At 56.4% G+C, this 16118-nt stretch carries 14 protein-coding genes; 13 read left to right on the top strand and 1 reads right to left on the bottom strand.

The window, feature by feature from the left end; genetic code table 11:
- Positions 1–17 precede the first annotated feature (17 nt).
- The 13 genes from VSS37_RS09955 (at position 18) to VSS37_RS09895 (ending at position 15777) form a co-directional block, all read left to right on the top strand.
- Positions 18–236: a hypothetical protein gene (locus VSS37_RS09955; RefSeq protein WP_324694821.1), complete on the top strand. Its 219-nt coding sequence runs from the start codon at positions 18–20 to the stop codon at positions 234–236.
- Positions 237–373: 137 nt separating this feature from the next.
- Positions 374–1456, top strand: coding sequence for a prohibitin family protein (locus tag VSS37_RS09950; RefSeq protein ID WP_324694819.1), 1083 nt, complete (start codon positions 374–376; stop codon positions 1454–1456).
- Entirely contained in the window at positions 1453–3345 is a 1893-nt protein-coding gene (locus tag VSS37_RS09945; protein ID WP_324694816.1) for an ABC transporter substrate-binding protein, read from the top strand. Before VSS37_RS09950 ends, VSS37_RS09945 begins: the two co-directional genes overlap by 4 nt.
- Positions 3342–4163: a transporter substrate-binding domain-containing protein gene (locus VSS37_RS09940; RefSeq protein ID WP_324694813.1), complete on the top strand. Its 822-nt coding sequence runs from the start codon at positions 3342–3344 to the stop codon at positions 4161–4163. Before VSS37_RS09945 ends, VSS37_RS09940 begins: the two co-directional genes overlap by 4 nt.
- A 7-nt stretch (positions 4164–4170) precedes the next feature.
- Positions 4171–6060 carry a hypothetical protein gene (locus VSS37_RS09935; RefSeq protein ID WP_324694811.1) on the top strand — a complete coding sequence of 630 codons (1890 nt, stop codon included), beginning with the start codon at positions 4171–4173 and terminating at the stop codon, positions 6058–6060.
- On the top strand, positions 6057–7430 hold the full coding sequence (locus VSS37_RS09930) for a C45 family autoproteolytic acyltransferase/hydrolase (RefSeq protein WP_324694809.1): 1374 nt from the start codon (positions 6057–6059) through the stop codon (positions 7428–7430). The genes VSS37_RS09935 and VSS37_RS09930 overlap by 4 nt, the downstream gene beginning before the upstream one ends.
- 161 nt (positions 7431–7591) lie before the next feature.
- On the top strand, positions 7592–9232 hold the full coding sequence (locus VSS37_RS09925) for a cyclic peptide export ABC transporter (RefSeq protein ID WP_324694808.1): 1641 nt from the start codon (positions 7592–7594) through the stop codon (positions 9230–9232).
- A 4-nt stretch (positions 9233–9236) separates the two neighbouring features.
- The gene (locus VSS37_RS09920; RefSeq protein ID WP_324694806.1) at positions 9237–9593 is read left to right on the top strand and encodes a hypothetical protein; all 357 of its coding nucleotides are present in this window, start codon (positions 9237–9239) and stop codon (positions 9591–9593) included.
- A gap of 29 nt (positions 9594–9622) precedes the next feature.
- Positions 9623–10630, top strand: a complete 1008-nt coding sequence (locus tag VSS37_RS09915; RefSeq protein WP_324694804.1) for a rod shape-determining protein — start codon at positions 9623–9625, stop codon at positions 10628–10630.
- A 395-nt stretch (positions 10631–11025) separates the two neighbouring features.
- Positions 11026–12087, top strand: a complete 1062-nt coding sequence (locus VSS37_RS09910) for a mechanosensitive ion channel family protein (protein ID WP_324694801.1) — start codon at positions 11026–11028, stop codon at positions 12085–12087.
- Positions 12087–13115, top strand: a complete 1029-nt coding sequence (locus VSS37_RS09905; RefSeq protein WP_324694799.1) for an OmpA family protein — start codon at positions 12087–12089, stop codon at positions 13113–13115. The genes VSS37_RS09910 and VSS37_RS09905 overlap by 1 nt, the downstream gene beginning before the upstream one ends.
- Entirely contained in the window at positions 13115–13948 is an 834-nt protein-coding gene (locus VSS37_RS09900) for a coiled-coil domain-containing protein (protein WP_324694797.1), read from the top strand. The genes VSS37_RS09905 and VSS37_RS09900 overlap by 1 nt, the downstream gene beginning before the upstream one ends.
- Positions 13949–13953: 5 nt before the next feature.
- The gene (locus VSS37_RS09895; RefSeq protein WP_324694795.1) at positions 13954–15777 is read left to right on the top strand and encodes a coiled-coil domain-containing protein; all 1824 of its coding nucleotides are present in this window, start codon (positions 13954–13956) and stop codon (positions 15775–15777) included.
- 121 nt (positions 15778–15898) lie between these two features.
- Here VSS37_RS09895 and VSS37_RS21840 read toward each other — a convergent pair whose 3' ends face one another.
- Positions 15899–16051, bottom strand: coding sequence for a winged helix-turn-helix domain-containing protein (locus VSS37_RS21840; protein ID WP_375339138.1), 153 nt, complete (start codon positions 16049–16051; stop codon positions 15899–15901).
- Between the last annotated feature and the right edge of the window lie 67 nt (positions 16052–16118).

Here is a 16118-nt window from a genome sequence, read left to right as displayed (position 1 = left end):
TGCAAAGGAGTCCAGGAATGGGAACTGAAGTGGCAACAGGCTCAAGCGGCACACTGGCCGCAATAGGCAGCTCTCTGGCCAATGTCGGCACCGCAACCAAAGCTTTCGTGCTCGCCCATCCGATGGGGATGGCCGCCGTCGGCGGCGCGCTGCTGGGCATTGGCGCGTACTACGCCCTCGGCAAAGCGTTCAAAAAGACTGAAGCCCCCGTCCAGACTGCTCCCGCCGCCGCCTGACCGATGGCTTTGCCAGATTAAGACTCCCGCTTGTGGGATCGCACAGGCGGGAGTTTTATTGTGGAAGCGTTGATGCTGATCATTTGCCCCAACTGCATCAACCAGAGTGTTGCCTAAACTAAGCATTGGTACCCTAGGTGGAAAACAGTGACGCTCAAAGCGCCAGCGCTATGCTCAAGCAATGGGTGCGGCGCAAAACCCCTGTCCTGATCGTATTGCTCCTGATTGCGGCGCTGGTTGTCGTCTTTTTCTGGTCCAAGATCGTCATCACCATTGAACCAGGTGAAGCAGGCATCCTATTCCGCCGTTTCAGCGGTACGGAAATTGACAAGGTTTATGATGAAGGCCTGCACATTTTCAGCCCGCTGGACACCGTTTACATTTACGAAGTGCGCAAACAGGTCGCGTTCCACGATTTTGACGTCATCACCAACAAGGGCCTGACTGTCCACCTCTCCCTTGCCGTCCGTTACCGCCCTGAATACGAATTGCTGGGGATCCTGCACCAACGCATTGGCCCGGACTACCTGGAGCGGGTCATCCTGCCCCAGATCGAATCCGTCATGCGCAAGCAGCTGGGCGAATACACGGCAGAACAAATTTACACCAATGAAGCCGGGCTGCTGACCAAGGCCATCCTTGCCGCCACCGATGAGGTAGGCCGCAACTATGTGGAAGTGGAAGACATCATCATCCGCAGCATCACGCTCCCGCCCCAGATCGTCAAGGCCATCGAAGACAAACTGCGGCAGGAAGAATTCATGAAATCCTATGAATTCCGCATCCAAACCGCCAAAAAAGAAGCAGACCGCCTGAAAATCGAAGCCGAAGGCGTGAAAACCCACCATCAGATTGTCAACGAATCGCTCTCGGAATCCATCTTGCGCTACCAAGGCATCCAGGCCACCGAAGCGCTGGCCTCCTCCCCCAACGCCAAAGTGGTCGTGGTTGGCGGCGGCAAAGACGGCCTGCCGCTCATCCTGAACACCGACCAGGCGCTCTCCCCAGCGCCCGCCCCAGCGGCTCCATCCGCCACGGCGGCGGAGGGTGCAGCGGACACCAGCGGCAGCGATGGCAAGGAAGCGCAGCCATCCGCCGCAACACCGGAAGCTGCGGCTGAAACCAGCGCCCCAACCAGCCCGGACAGCGGCTCAAGCGATGCGCCGCCACCCCCGGAACCTGCCGCGCCCACGCCCGCCGGAGCGGATAAAACGCCATGAGGAGCCTGCCTGCGCCACGCCTGTTATTGCTCCTGCTCCTCCTGCCCATTGCCGTCATGTTGGGCGGATGCAGCCCGGATTTTGAAGGCATGGCCGAACGGCGGCTGGCTTACGCCCGGCAAAACAAAGGGGACATCGAAATCGTCGCCATCCAGGATGCGGCGAAAAGCGCCTACCTGAACGGGGTGATGCTGGCGGCGGCGGAAATCAACCAGCGCCAAGGCAAACTGCTCGGGCGCAACCTCAATATCAGGATCGAGCAGGATGGCGACACCTTTGAAGACATCAAGCCAACCATCCGCCGCATTGTCGCCAACCCCAGGACTGTCGCCGTGCTAGGGCACCGCCGCTCTAAAATTGCGCTGCCTGCCTCCGTGATCTACGAGCGCAGCCAGGTCGTGTTCATGCCCTCTTTTGCCACCACCCAGGTGCTGACCAACCACAATTTCCAGTATGTGTACCGGATGGCGCCCAACACCGAAATCATGGCCGAACAACTGGCCAGCGCCGCCAAAACCCTTGGCTACCAAAAAATGGTCATGCTGTACTCACGGGAAGACCTGAACCGCGAACTGGCGTTTTTGTTTGAAGACAAGGCCATCAAACAGGGCATCCGGCTGGTCAAGCGCTCTTCCTTTTTCGACAAGGACACCAACTACCGGCCCATCATTTCCCAATTCAACAGTGAGAAATTTGACGCCATCTTCATCACCGCCGCCAGCGACGCCGCTGGGCGCATGGCGCTTCAGCTCAGGGAAATGGGCATCCGGCAACCCATTCTTGGCGATGATTCGATGAACCGCGCCAGTTACACCGACGCAGCCGGGGACGCGGCTGACGGCACCATCATCCCGTCCCTGTACAAAGCCGACGACAGCAGCGCACTCAACCAGCAGTTTATCCGCCAATACCAGAAAAAATATGAAACTGACCCGGATTACAACGCCGCGCAAGGTTACGACTCCCTCATGCTGCTGGCCGCCGCCATTGAGCGGGCAGGCTCCACAACCCCCCCCTTACTTAGCTCCGCATTGCACTACATGCCCGCCTGGGTGGGCCTGACCGGCATCCATGCTTACGACCAGGCGGGGGAATTGCGCGGCAAAAAATATTTCTTCCAGGCACGGCAGGAAGGCAAATGGTACGCCCTGCCCGCCCTGCAAATCCCCTACCTGCTGGAACGCTTCAGCAAGGAACAGCAGGAAAAATATGGTGCGCAACGGACGGTGACGGATTTCAGGAAAATTTTCACCGAACCCATGCATGATGATGACAATAAGATTTACCTGCTGGATCTGGCGCAGGAAATCCTGCAATTCAAGCGCATCGGCATCATTTACGAAAATACCGCAGATGGGCGCAAAGCGGCTGGTTACGAACTGCTGCAAGGCTTGGCAAAGCGCAAACAGACCGAAATTGTCGGCTGCACAGTCGCGTTTTCCGCCTTGAACAAACGGGAAACCGAACAGGCCATGATCGACTGCTACGGCAGGTTGTCGCTGAAAGTGGATGCGATGCTGATCCCCCCCTATTACAGCATCGACGCCAAATTGCTCCAGCGCCTCAACCAAAGCCTGGCCTTCTTCAAAATACCCTCCATCTCCCTGGATGAACACAACACTGACCCCAATATCTGCCTTGTCCTCGGCAAGCGTTCTGACATCGACGTGCAGGGCAAAGGCGGCACCCAAGCTTACAACGGCCTGTTGAATGGGCTGAAGGTGCACGAATTCGCCGAACGCATGAAAAACCTGCCGGAAGTTTCCGTCAACCTCGTCAACCTACAACGTTACGGGCTGTCCGACACCCCCATCCTGCTGCTTTCCCCCAACGCCTTCATCTACCCTGATGAAACCGCGATTGTTGAAAACAGAAGGGGAGCGCCATGAAACCGGTGGGCCGCGCCGCCACGCTGGCGCTACTGTTTACCCTGCTGGGCCACACCCAAGCACGGGCTGACGAAACCAGCACCACCCGCCTGTTCATCGGCATTGAAAAAAACCGTGCGCCCTACACTTACCTGGACAAGCAGCAACAAGCCACCGGCATCCTGATCACCGCCGTCAACGCTGTCTGCAAAAAAATCAAGGCGACCTGTGAATTTGCCGCAAACGATTTCGACACCTTGCTGCAAAATGTGCAAACCCAGCAATTGCATGGCTTGGTTGTGATTGACGCCCTTGTCCTGCCGGATACCGACCACATCAAACTCAGCCCGCCGCTGTGTAAAATCACGCCCGTCTTTATTCAAGCGGAGGCTTCGCAGCACCGGAGCAAGCAGGAAGATTTCGCCCATACGACGATTGGCGTACAAGAAAGCTCCCTGCTTTACCTATACCTGCTGGACGACTACAGCAGCATTGCCCGGCTGAAGCCTTACCCCTTGCTGGAAAGCGGCGTGTTTGACCTCGTTTATGGCCGCATTGACGCCATCTTCACGGACGCAGCCTATTTCAGGGCGCGGGTAGAAAACACGCCATTCGGCCATGCGGACGCTGACCTCCGGCTGGTTGAAACGCCCGCTGATGGGGTCGAACTGCCGCCCACCACCATGCGGCTAGCCGTGCGGGAGCAGGATACGGAACTGCTGTCGCAACTGGAAAAAGCCATCCCGGCTGACCCGCCCGCTTGCGCCGACCTGCTGGACAAACCGCCACCGTCACCTGCGCCTCCCCCCCAAACGGACGCACCGAAACCGGAGAATTGAGGACACCATGCACATGATTTCCACCCGGCGTTTTCCCTTGGCCCTTCCCATCCTGCTGATCCTGCTCCTGTTGCCGATGTGGGGCGGCGGCCTTGCTTATGCGGCGGAAAAAAGCGGGCAAGCGGACGATGCAAAACCGTCGACTGAAAAAACGGAACCCTCGAAGCAAGACCAAGACGCGGACAAAACCCCAACACCGGACAAGGGTGCCAAAGACAAGGGCTCCACCGGGGATGATGCGCCAAAGGGCGGCAGTGGCAACGCCAAAGCCCAGGCCCAGTCACAAATTGAAAACAGCATGGCGAACATCGAGGTCATCCAACAGACGCTGGAATCCTTACGCAAGGAAATCGAAAACAGCAAGGAAAGCGCCGACATCAACCGCAGCGGCATGCAAACCGTCAAAGATGGCCTGGATCTGATCAACAACAAACTGAAAGACGTGACCACTGGGCTAGACCAAAACCGTGGCATCGTCAGCGCCAACACGGCCAACATTGAGCAATTGAAACAGGACATGCTGCCCCTGACGCGGGACACGCGCGCCAACATCGCCGAACTGAACTCGCAAAAGTCCCTGATTGAGGACAACTCCATCCGCCTGTATGAAATCCTGATCCAGCTCAACACGCTGGAAGAAAAATTAAAAGCCCTTAAAGACGCGCTGGTGAGCGCAAAAAATTCTGGCAAGGGCGATGAACTCAAGCTCGCCGTCAACGCCGACCTCAATCGCCTATGGATGCTGCTGTCCATTGTGCTGGTGTTTTTCGCACCGTTGGCATTCGTGCTTTCCGGCCGCAACCGGCAGGAACTGCTGGCGGATGGGACTGAACAGCATCAAGGCATGCTGCTGGCCTGCCTGGGGGTCTTCCTGGGCTATTTCGTGCTGGGCTTCGGCCTGATGTACGGGACTACGTATTCCGGCTGGATTGGCGCCTCCTCCTACCTGCTGGGAAGCGCGCCCAGCGGGGCCAGCGCCCAACCGGTCTACCCCTTCCCCCTCTTTGTGCTGTACCACACCGGCTTCGCCATGCTGTCCGCCTTGATCGTCTACGTCGCTGTCGGCAGCCGCCTTTCCAGCGCCGCGCACATGGTGCTGGCCGTGTTTGTCGGTGCCATCCTCATGCCGGTATTCGGGCATTGGGCATGGTCTGGCTATTTCATCCCCGGCAACAAAGGCTGGCTGGAAGGCATTGGCTTCACGGATCAGGGAGGCTCCACCGTCATCAACTCGGTTTCCGCCTGGTTCGCCTTCGCCCTGGTATGGAAACTGGAGCTCGCAAACCCTTCTTCCCCAACGCAAACGGATAACACGCCTGACGAGCCGGTTTATTCGTCCAGCGCCACGTTGCTGTTGTGGTTGAGCTGGTTTGGTTTCACGACCGCTGCCCTGCCAATTTCCAGCGACCAAATCCCCAGCGTTATGCTGAACACCGGCCTGGCCGCCGCTGCTGGCGGGATGACAGCGTTCCTGCATTATGTGTTCTTCCGGACGGACAAAAGCCGCATCGCCCGTGGCCTGAGCGGCTTCGTCAGCGGCTTGGTGGCGGTCGCCGCCTGCGCCCAAAGCGTCACCTTCATGGAAGCGGCGGTGATCGGTGCCTGCGCTGGCTTGCTGCAAAACATGGCGTTTTCCGTCCTGCGCAAATATTTCCTGAAACAGGCGTGGCAAGTGCGCACCGCCTATCTGGTGGCCATCCACGGCGTGGGCGGGGTATGGGGAACCTTATGCTTCGCCCTGCTGGGCACGGAGGGCAATTTCGACCTGCCCGACCTCGACCAACTGGTCATCCAGGCCGAAGGTGCCGTGGTCGCCATCGGCTATAGCGTCCTCATGACGTATGTGGCGCTGATGCTGCTGAGTTTCCGTAAAAAGCAGCCGCAACCGATGGCATGAGGATGCGCCCCCGCGCCCGCCGCGCGCCTGCGGGCAAAGTTTTGGCCCTTTCCGCAAGCCTGCTGTTCTGCCCGTTGGCAGGGTTGGCGGCACCCCCTGCCAAAATACCGGTCATCCGCATCAACACCAGCGGCCTGTCGCCATTGGCAATCGGGGCGGAAACTGGCCGCCAAGCGAAAGCGCTGTTTCCAGACATTGAGCGCCGTTACGACCGCTATCTGGCGAGCGTGGTTGACCCCACCCGCTTCGCCAGCCTGCGCCGCCAGCAGTTGCCGCAATTGCTGCAACCACTGGACCAGGAATGGCAGGATGCAATGCAAGGCGTGGCCGGAGCCTGGACGTTGGCCGAGGACAGCATCCCCGGTGACGGGCGCTTGTCCAAGGAAGAATACCAAGTGTTGAATTTGCTGCCCGAACTGGGTCTGGCCATGCCAGATGGCGTAGCCTTCAGCGTTTTTGGCAACGCCTCGGCGCTGGATAGCCCGATTTCCGGGCGCAACCTGGAAATGCCGAGCACCCCGGAGCTGCGCAGCCTGCAAGCCGTGACCGTCTATGCCGATGCGGACAATAAAACGCTGGCCACCATCGGTTTCGCGGGCATCCTGGCCGTCACCACGGGCTTCAACGACCGGGGGCTGTTCCTCAGCCTGCTCAACGCCGCGCCAAATTCCCCCTACCGGCAAACCAGGCACTTGCCGAAACAGGCCACCAGCATCGGCTTTGCATTGCGGCAAGCGTTGCAACAGCAAAACAGCGCGGACGCCGCCGCCAACAGGCTCGACGGCAAAACCTACGCCTTTGACCACAGCATCCTGCTGGCAGACCGGCACACCGCGCTGGTGCAGGAATACAACGCCGCCAGCAATGTCGCGGCGCGGCGCGTCTGGAACAGCCCAAGCCGCGATAGCCTGCCATGGGGACGCCCGAACCAGTTGGCAGCGGTGGATTGCCTGATGCTGCCCACCACGCCGGGCGCTTGCAAAGACCCAAAAGACAATGTCCGCTGGCGGCGGCTGCGGGAACTGGCGCGCTTCACACCTGCCCAGCCCGCCGCTGTGGAGTCCGTTTCCACGCTGCTGTCCGATACGGCCAATTACCGTTACGAAATTTTCAGCCCGCAGACCGTGCAATCACTGGTGTTCACGCCTGCCAGCAACACCCTGTACCTGTACGCCGCGCCGGTGAATGGCGGCCCGCCAGCAACACCGGCACATCAGCCTTACCCGCAATTGCTGGGCGCGCCCAAATCCGGGCATAACGTCAACATCAATGCCATCCAACTGACCTGGATTCTGCTGCTGGCCATGCTGGTGCTGACCGTCTGGCTCCGCTATGGCCCCCGCTTGCCCAGGAAGCATGATAATGCTTGAATCACCTGCTACCCGTTGCATGCCGGGCAGGATTGTTAAGAATTGTAAAGTCGGCTTCCGGCGCGCCGTCAGCTTATTTAATATTCATCCATCCTTGCGAGGTAGAGTATGACGCCTTCCAGCGCAGCCAACTGTCCATCTCATACTGTGTGGGTCGCCCCATGCAATTGCTGAAATTTCTCGAACGGGAAACCACCGAGTCCTATCTGCAAGTTTTGCTGATTGCGACCATTTCAGGCATCGCCAACGCCTTGCTGCTGGGCATTGTCAACCACGCCACCGCCGCCGTCGCCAACAATGAAGACCTCACCCAGTATTTCCTGCTGTATATGATCACCTTCGCCCTGTTCCTGTACGGGCAGTGGTATGCGTTCGAACGCGCCATCCTGATCATTGAACAGGCGATCTTCAAGATCAGGACCCGCCTGACCCACAAAGTGCAGCAGGTGGAGCTGGCCTTCATGGAAAAAGTGGGCGGCAACACGCTGTATGGCCGCCTGACGCAAAACGACACCCTCATTTCCCAGGCAGTGCCGCAGATCGTCAGCGCGTTCCAGATGCTCACCCTGATGCTCTTTTCCCTGCTGTACCTGGGTTATATTTCGCCGCTCAGTTTCACCATCACCTTGGGTGCGATGGGGATCGGCGTCCTGTACTTCATTGCGCAGGCACGTTTCATCAAGCAGTCCCTACAGGACGTGAACCAGAAAGAAAAGCTTTACTTCAAGTCCATCTCCCACCTCGTGGAGGGCTTCAAGGAGATCAAGGTCAACTACGCCAAGGGCCAGGATTTGCTGGAGCGGATCGCCAATGTTTCCACCGAAGCGCAACAGATCAAATCCAGCGTGCGCAAAAATGAATCGCGCCTGTGGGGTTTTGGCCGCCTGTTCATTTACATACTGCTGCCGATCGTGGTGTTCATCCTGCCCAGCTTCAGCCATGAACACATCGGCAATATTTTCAAAATATCCGCCACCCTCCTGTTCCTGACCGGCCCTTCCACCGTGCTGGTGAACATGATCCCAATGCTCAACCGCGTCAATCTGGCAATTGCGGATTTGTTCGCGCTGGAAGAGGAGATGGACGCCGCCATCGTCCACGCCCATAGCAGCGAGGACGACGCCACCGGGATGGACTTTGGCGGCTTCCAGACCCTGACCATCGACAATATGCAGTTCGCTTACCCCAGCGCCAATGGTGAATCCTTCACCTCCGGGCCGTTCAACGAGGAAGTCCGGCGCGGGGAATTGCTGTTCATCATTGGTGGCAACGGCAGCGGCAAGTCCACCTTCCTGAAACTGCTGACCGGCCTGTATTACCCCCGGCAAGGCGGCCTGCTGGTGGATGGCACCGCCGTCAGCCATTTGCATTACCCGGCCTACCGCAAACTGTTTGCGATCATCTTCACCGACTTCCACCTGTTCGACAAATTTTACGGCGTGCGCAATATCGACGCGCAGACGGTCAATTACTGGCTGGAAAAAATGCACATGCAGCACAAAGTCCGCTATCAGGACGGCGGCTTCACCAACACCAGCCTGTCGACTGGCCAGCGCAAGCGGCTGGCGTTCATCGCCGCCATGCTGGAAGACAAGCCCATCCTGGTGATCGATGAATTCGCCGCCGACCAAGACCCCCAGTTCCGCCAGTATTTTTACGAGACCCTGCTGGGCGAAGTCCGCGACATGGGCAAGACCATCATCGCCGTCACCCATGACGACCATTACTTCCATGTCGCCGACCGGGTGTGGAAAATGAACGAAGGCCGCATCGAATTGCACACCTCCAAACAAGAGGAATGACGCCATGACACCAGCCCAAGGAATCGCCGCCCCCTTGACCCACGTCGCCGCGCTCCACCTGGCACCTGGCGCAATTGTGCTGGTAGGGGGGCTGCTGGCGGTAAAGCTGCTGGTGTTGAAATCGTGGCACCATCACCGGAAAGGGCGCAAAACCGCCGAAAGCAAACAATCCGAACTGGAGCAGCAACTCAAGGATTTGCAAGGCCAGTACGACTCGCTCCACACCCAACAACAAAACAGCGCCGCCAAAACGCAACCACCACCAGCGGCCCCCTCCGCCACAACCCCCGCAGCCAGCGGCAAACAGGCGCTGTTTGAACAGCTGATCAAGGAAAACATTGCGCTCAGGGAAGCCCTTTAACCGCCACACCACCATTTCGGATGCATACCATGCCTACTCTCTATCACGTCGGTATCGACCTTGGCACCAGCCGTTCCTCCATCACGACCTCCACCGGCAAGCGCGTCAGCGTGGAAACCTGTGTCGGTTACCCGAAAGACGTCATTTCCCGCAAACGCCTGCAAAAGGATTACCTGTTGGGTGCGGCAGCGCTGGACAACCGGCTGGCAGTCAACCTCATCTGGCCGCTGGCGGATGGCGTGATCCGCGACGATGAGCAATCCCTGCAAGCGACCGCCCTGATCCTGCAACACCTGCTGCACATCGGCCTGCCGGAAAAGCAGGCGGGCGATCAGGTATACGCCGCCATCGGCGTGCCCGCACAAGCCAGCATCATCAACAAAAAGGCCCTCATCCAACTGACGGAAAGCTTTATCGACAAGGTGCTGATTGTCAGCGAGCCGTTCGCGGTCGCTTACGCCAGCGAGCGCTTTGATGAATGCCTGATCGTGGATATTGGCGCAGGCACCACGGACTTGTGCCGCATCCATGGTTCCCTGCCAGACCCGGAAGACCAGCTCACCCTGACAACCGCTGGCAATTTCCTCGACGCCGACATTGCCCAAGCCATCCACAAGCAGTATCCCGATGTCCAGCTTTCCCCCAAAATCATCCGCAACATCAAGGAAAAATACGGCTACGTCTCCGCCACCGCCGACCCGGTCAAAGTCAAGCTCAACACCTTGGGCGTCCCACAGGAATACGACATCACCCAATTGCTGCGGGAATGCTGTTTGCGCCTGACCACCCCCATCAGCGCCGCAGTGCAACAACTCGTCGGCAGTTTTGACCCCGATTTCCAAGAGCGCCTGCGCCACAACATTTTGCTGGCGGGCGGCGGCTCCCGCCTGAAAGGGATCGACATCGCCATCGAAAACAGCTTGGAAGCTTACGGTGGCGGACGTGTGGAATGCGTGCAGGACGCGGAATATTGCGGCTGCACCGGCGCGCTCAAAATGTGCATGGAAATGCCCACGGAATACTGGGCGCGGATTTAGGCCGGATTCAAAGCACCTAAATTCGCCACGTTCCGGCGGACATAAACCCTAATGCAGCGGCGTTTAAAAGGCGCAGCATGTGTTGCGCCCGCTAAAATGTTAAGAAGTGTTAACTTCAATGTAAAACACTGCGCCTTTGTGTCAGCATTGGCGGAGGTTTCGCCCAATGATTAAAGCGGACTTTGCGAGGGAGATTATTTAAGTATCCGACAATGAATCGGAATGCTGGTGTGTTCTGTATTAAAAAGGGGTGATAGAAGCTGGATATGGGAATAGATTCCGCCTTACAGTATTTTGTAAATTTTTCTGTTCTTGCTGTTTTTTATATTTTCTCAAAATTGCACGCCGCCTGGGCGCTTTTAAATGATTACGCCGCTTGGCGTGCAGGCGTTCTCGTGATTATCGGCTACTTTATTGCCTGGTCTTTGAGTAAAGACGTCGTTATCCTGATTGCCAGGGTTTCACACTGGTTCAAATTTGGCTTGGCCAATGAAACTGCCAAACTGGCCGGTTTGTTGGTTTTCCGGCTGACGTTCCTGACCAGCATCATCATTGCCGTCAAGTCCGCCGCCTTGCCTGCGACCATCAGCACACTCAGTGTGTCGCTCCTCACCACGCTGCTGATCGTCAGCGTGTTCCTGTTTGCCAACCAGATGGCGCACCTGACTTTGCGCCACTTGGCGAAAACAGACGAAGCCATTGAAAGCAACAGCCTGCTGCAACCCAAGACACTGCCCATTTTTGAATACGTCACCATGATCCTGATGACGATGACGGGCATTTATTCCGTCTTCCAGGTCTGGGGCATTGAGCTGACGGCTTTGCTGGCGTCGTTGGGCGTCGCCGGGCTGGCGATCGGCATGGCGGCCAAGGATACCCTCGCGGATGTGATTGCAGGCATCCTGATCCTGACCGATTCGCCCTTCGTGTTGGGAGACACCATTGATTTCAAAGGTGAAAGCGGCGTAATCACCCATATCGGCCTGCGCAACACCCGCATCAAGACCGCGCAGAATGTCGAAATCATCATTCCCAACAGCAAGATCGGCGCGTCAGAAATCATCAACAAATCCCACCACTTGCGTGACGACCTGCTGATCAGCCTGCCGATCAGGGCCGCCTACGGCGTTGACCCGCAGGTCATCCGGGAGCTGCTGACCGGCGTGGCCCGCAACCACCCGAACGTCATGCAAAATGAAACGGTCAGCGTGGCGCTGGAAGATTTCAACCAGGCGCAGACGACCTTTGTCCTCTCCTGCCGGGTCATCAAGGGCCAATTGCGGCCTGCCACCCTGGCGGCCATGCGCGAAGCGGTCTACCTCGAATTCCTGCGCCACAACATTGAAGTCGCCCTGCCAGATAAAGGGGATGTTTCCATCAAACAATTCCCCTACATCTTCAGCAGCGGGCAACCGCGCGAATACCACCCTTACCAGAATGTCCGGAGTGTCGGCTGATGACGCTAAGAACCTGGGCCATACAACTGCTCGGCTTGCTTGTATTGCTGGCAATCCTGCTGCATGCCCTGCCGAAACTGGCCGCCACCGTCAGCAGCGGGCTGGAATCTTCCGTCAGCCGGACATTGCACGCCAACGGTTTGGGCTGGGCGTCCGTCCAAGCTCACGGGCGGGATATTGTGCTGGGTGGCTCGACCCTTTCCCCAGAAGCGCACCAGCAAGCGGTTGCAACTGCCAAAGCCACCTGGTTTGTGAAAAGCGTGCATGACGGCATCACCCCAGCCCCCGTGCGCCCTTACCGGCTGAATGTGCAAAAGGCCGATGGAAAACTGGCAATCAGCGGCTATTTCCCCAGTGATGCAGACAAACAAACCCTATCGTCAATGATCCAGAAGAGCTTTCCCGGCCTGACGGTCACCAGCGACCTGAAAACAGCTGTAGGGGCACCGGAAGGCTGGCTGGATCTCACCAAAACCTTACTGGCGGAAACCGCCAAACTCGACACGGCCTATATCGGCTTGAATGACCAAACGCTGGAAATCACCGGCAAGGCACCAACCACCGCCGAGGCCGAATCTTTTCAAAAAACCCTGCAAGCATTTAGCAACCAGCATTACCAAATCAACATCGATTTAATCGCTGCCGACCACGCCAAAATCGTTTGCCAACAAAAATTCAATGAGCTGTTGGGCACCGACAAAATCTATTTTGAAACCGGCAAAGCCATTATCGAGCATAAAAGCGACCCGCTATTGCAAAAACTGACGGACACCGCCATTTTCTGCGCCCATTCAAAAATCATTATTGTCGGGCACACCGATGATATTGGCAGCGACCAGGATAATCAGGCACTCAGCTATCACCGCGCCCAAGCCGTCAAAGGCGCCTTATTCACGCTGGGGGGCATACCCATGGAACGCCTGGAAGCCATTGGCAAAGGGGACACCGAGCCTGTCGGCCCCAATGATACGGAAGCAGGCCGCGCCCAAAACCGGCGCATCGAATTTATTGTGGAGGACATGAAATAATGCTGGATTTTGCGTTGGAGTATGAACTCGCCATCCTTGCCGCCATGGTTGCGCTGGTCGCTTGGCTGATGGGAAGAAGCGTCTGCAAATCCCATGAACACCAAATCCGCTCCGACCTAAACAGACAGCAGCGGGAAAACGAACGGCTTGAAGCCACCATTGCCCGGCTCGACAAAGATTTGCATGACGCCTACGACGCGGCCAAGACAGAACAACAAAAGTTTCTGGATATCCGCAACCAGCGGGAACTGGAATCGCTGGCGCATGAAAACCTGAAGAAAAGCCACACGCAGAATTTGCAGGAATTGCAACGCCTGGAATCTTCACAAATCCAATTGGCGGAACTCAACAAACACCATAATGAGCAAACCGCAGAATACCTTGGCCTGCAAAACACCTTACACCAAACACAAGCGCAACTTCAGGAAAGCCACAACCTAAGCAAACAACAAAAACATGAATTGGAGCGCTTCCGCCAGGATAATGAACGCTTGGCCACCGATTATGACGGCCAAGTCAGGACTATCACCCACCTGCAAAACACGCTGGCGAAAACCGAAGACAACCTGCGGGAGCAAACCAAAACCATCCAGGATCTCCAGCACCAACTGGCCATGGAAAAAACCCGCAACCAGCAATTGGCGACAGTTTATGACGAGCAGGCAAGCCACAACGCCACGCTACAAAAATCACTGAAAGAAGCCCAGCAGCTACTGGAAGAAACCCGGCTCGGCCATGAAAAACTGCAACGCGGACTCAAACAAGCCCAACAAGAAAATGATGTGTTGAAGGCCAGGGTGACGTCTTACGAAATCTTATCAACTATCAGGTAACAGCAATGGCAAACACCGATGACGATCAAAACCAGGGATTCAGCAAGCTGCAACTGAAGTTGCAGGATCAGCGGGATATTATTGAAGGCCTGGAGCAAACCAAACAGCGGCTGCAAGACGCCAACAAAGAGCAAGGCAAAACGCTGGACAACCTGTCCAAGGAACATGCCACACTCAAACAAGCCCACCAGGATTTGCTGCTAAAGCTGCAAACCCGGGAGCATCAGGTCAGTAACCTGGAACACGACAAGGAAAACTTCAGGCGGCAAGAAGAAAACCACCTCCGGGAAATCACCGCGCTCAAGGACACCAACGCCCAAAGCCAACAGCAATTGCAAACGCTGGCGCTGGAGTTAAACGGCAAAAAGCACGAAATCGCCACGCTCGAACGGGAAAAGGAAGGCTTGCAGCAAGCCGCCGCCACCCTGCAAGACAAAATCGAACAACTCAAAACCCAGCAGAACGGCGAAAAACAGCAACGCCACGAGCTGGAATTGGAAATCAAAACCCAGCAAACCGCCGCCGCCAACCTTGAAAAAGACAAACTCCAATTGGCACGGCGGCTTGAAGCCCAGACAGAAAAACTGGAAACCTTCCACGCCCTGCAATTGGAGCTGAAGGATTATCAAAACAAGCTCGAAAATCTCGGCAAAGAAAACCAACGGCTAGAAGACGCTTATCAACAACAGAAACAGGAAAAAGCCCTACAAGAGCAATTGGCGAACACCCTTAAACAGGAATTGGCGGTGCTCAACGATGTCAAACAGCAGCGCGCCGAATTGCAGGAACACGTTGAAGGGCTGGAAAGCGAATGCAAACAGCTGACCGAAGCCAACGCCCATTTGACGGCGGAACTCGCCAAACAAAAAGCGGCCATCGACAGCCTGAACAGTGCACAAATACAGGACAAATGGCAGCGGGAAGAATTGCAACAGGAAGGCCAAAGCCAGAAAAAGCGCATTGCGGAACTGGAAGCCAAAAACACCGAATTGCAGGGTTTTTGCGATTCCCAAAAGCAACAGATCAACGCACTGAATGAAGCCCAGCTCCAAGAACGGAAAAAACAGCAGGATCTGGGTTTCGAAATGCAGGACAAAGCCAACAGCATCCTGCGGCTGGAAAAAGCGCAAGCCGCCCTCCAACAGGAAAACCAGCAACAGGCCGCCACCATCAGTGAACTGACGCAGGTCAGGCAGCAAAAAGAGCTGTTGCAGGCCGCGCTGGAACAACAGAAAGCCAGTGCGCTTGCCTTGCAAGAAGAAAAGCAGCATTTGGAAAAGCTGGTCAGCACCCAGCGCCAAGAACTGGATGTGCTCAACAAAACCCGGGCCGAACGCGATGGCTTGGCAGAAGACTTGCGTTACCGCAATAAAACCCTGGACACGCTGGAGCAGGAAAAAACCGGCCTGCAAGAATGCATCCAAACCCAAAAGCAGGAAATCGCCACCCTGACCATCGCCAAAGAACAGGGTGAAAAACTGCAACGGCAACTGGAAGACGTTCAAGCCCAGGTTGGAAAACTGGAGCGGAACCTGCAAGACTCCCAACAGCAAAATGACTTATTGGGCAAAGACCGGGATGAATTGCAGCAAAACTACGCCGAATTGAAACGCAGCTCCAGCGACAATGTGCAAAAGCTGGCGCAACTGGGCGCTGAAAACATGTATCTGAAAGACAATTTCAATAAGCTGGTGGACGACAACAATGACTTGGTGGATCGCCTGCGCGCCATTTCCAGCGTGGTGATTGCGGTTGGCACGGAACAGCCGCCGGTTTACAGCAAATATAAACCTACCGCCCTTTTGGATTCATCCAGCGTGGTTTCCTGAAGCACAACGCCTTGAGAATGCCTGACAACAGGGCAGGCATTCTCAACAGGGGCCGAATGGATGGCTGCGTTGAAGAAAAACATAAAAAAGCGGCACCTGATGAATTTACCCTGATCTGCCATCAGGGCAAATGCAATACATAGCCTTTTCCTCGGACAGTACGAATATACGCCGGTTTTGATGGCCTACTTTCAAGCTTGTTACGTAGCCTATGGATGTGGACATCAATGCTGCGGCCCAGTGGATTAAATTCATTGCCGCGTAGCTGAAACATAAAATCATCCCGGTAGGGCTTTCAAGGTGAGTTTTTGCCCTTCCGTTGGCTGAGCAACCTTGCGGTT

Origin of the sequence: Candidatus Thiothrix phosphatis (assembly GCF_035668035.1) — a bacterium.
In the GTDB taxonomy this organism is placed as follows: Bacteria; Pseudomonadota; Gammaproteobacteria; order Thiotrichales; family Thiotrichaceae; genus Thiothrix; species Thiothrix phosphatis.
Note: the sequence above shows the minus strand (reverse complement) of the source record. Positions and strands in the feature narration are given on the sequence as shown.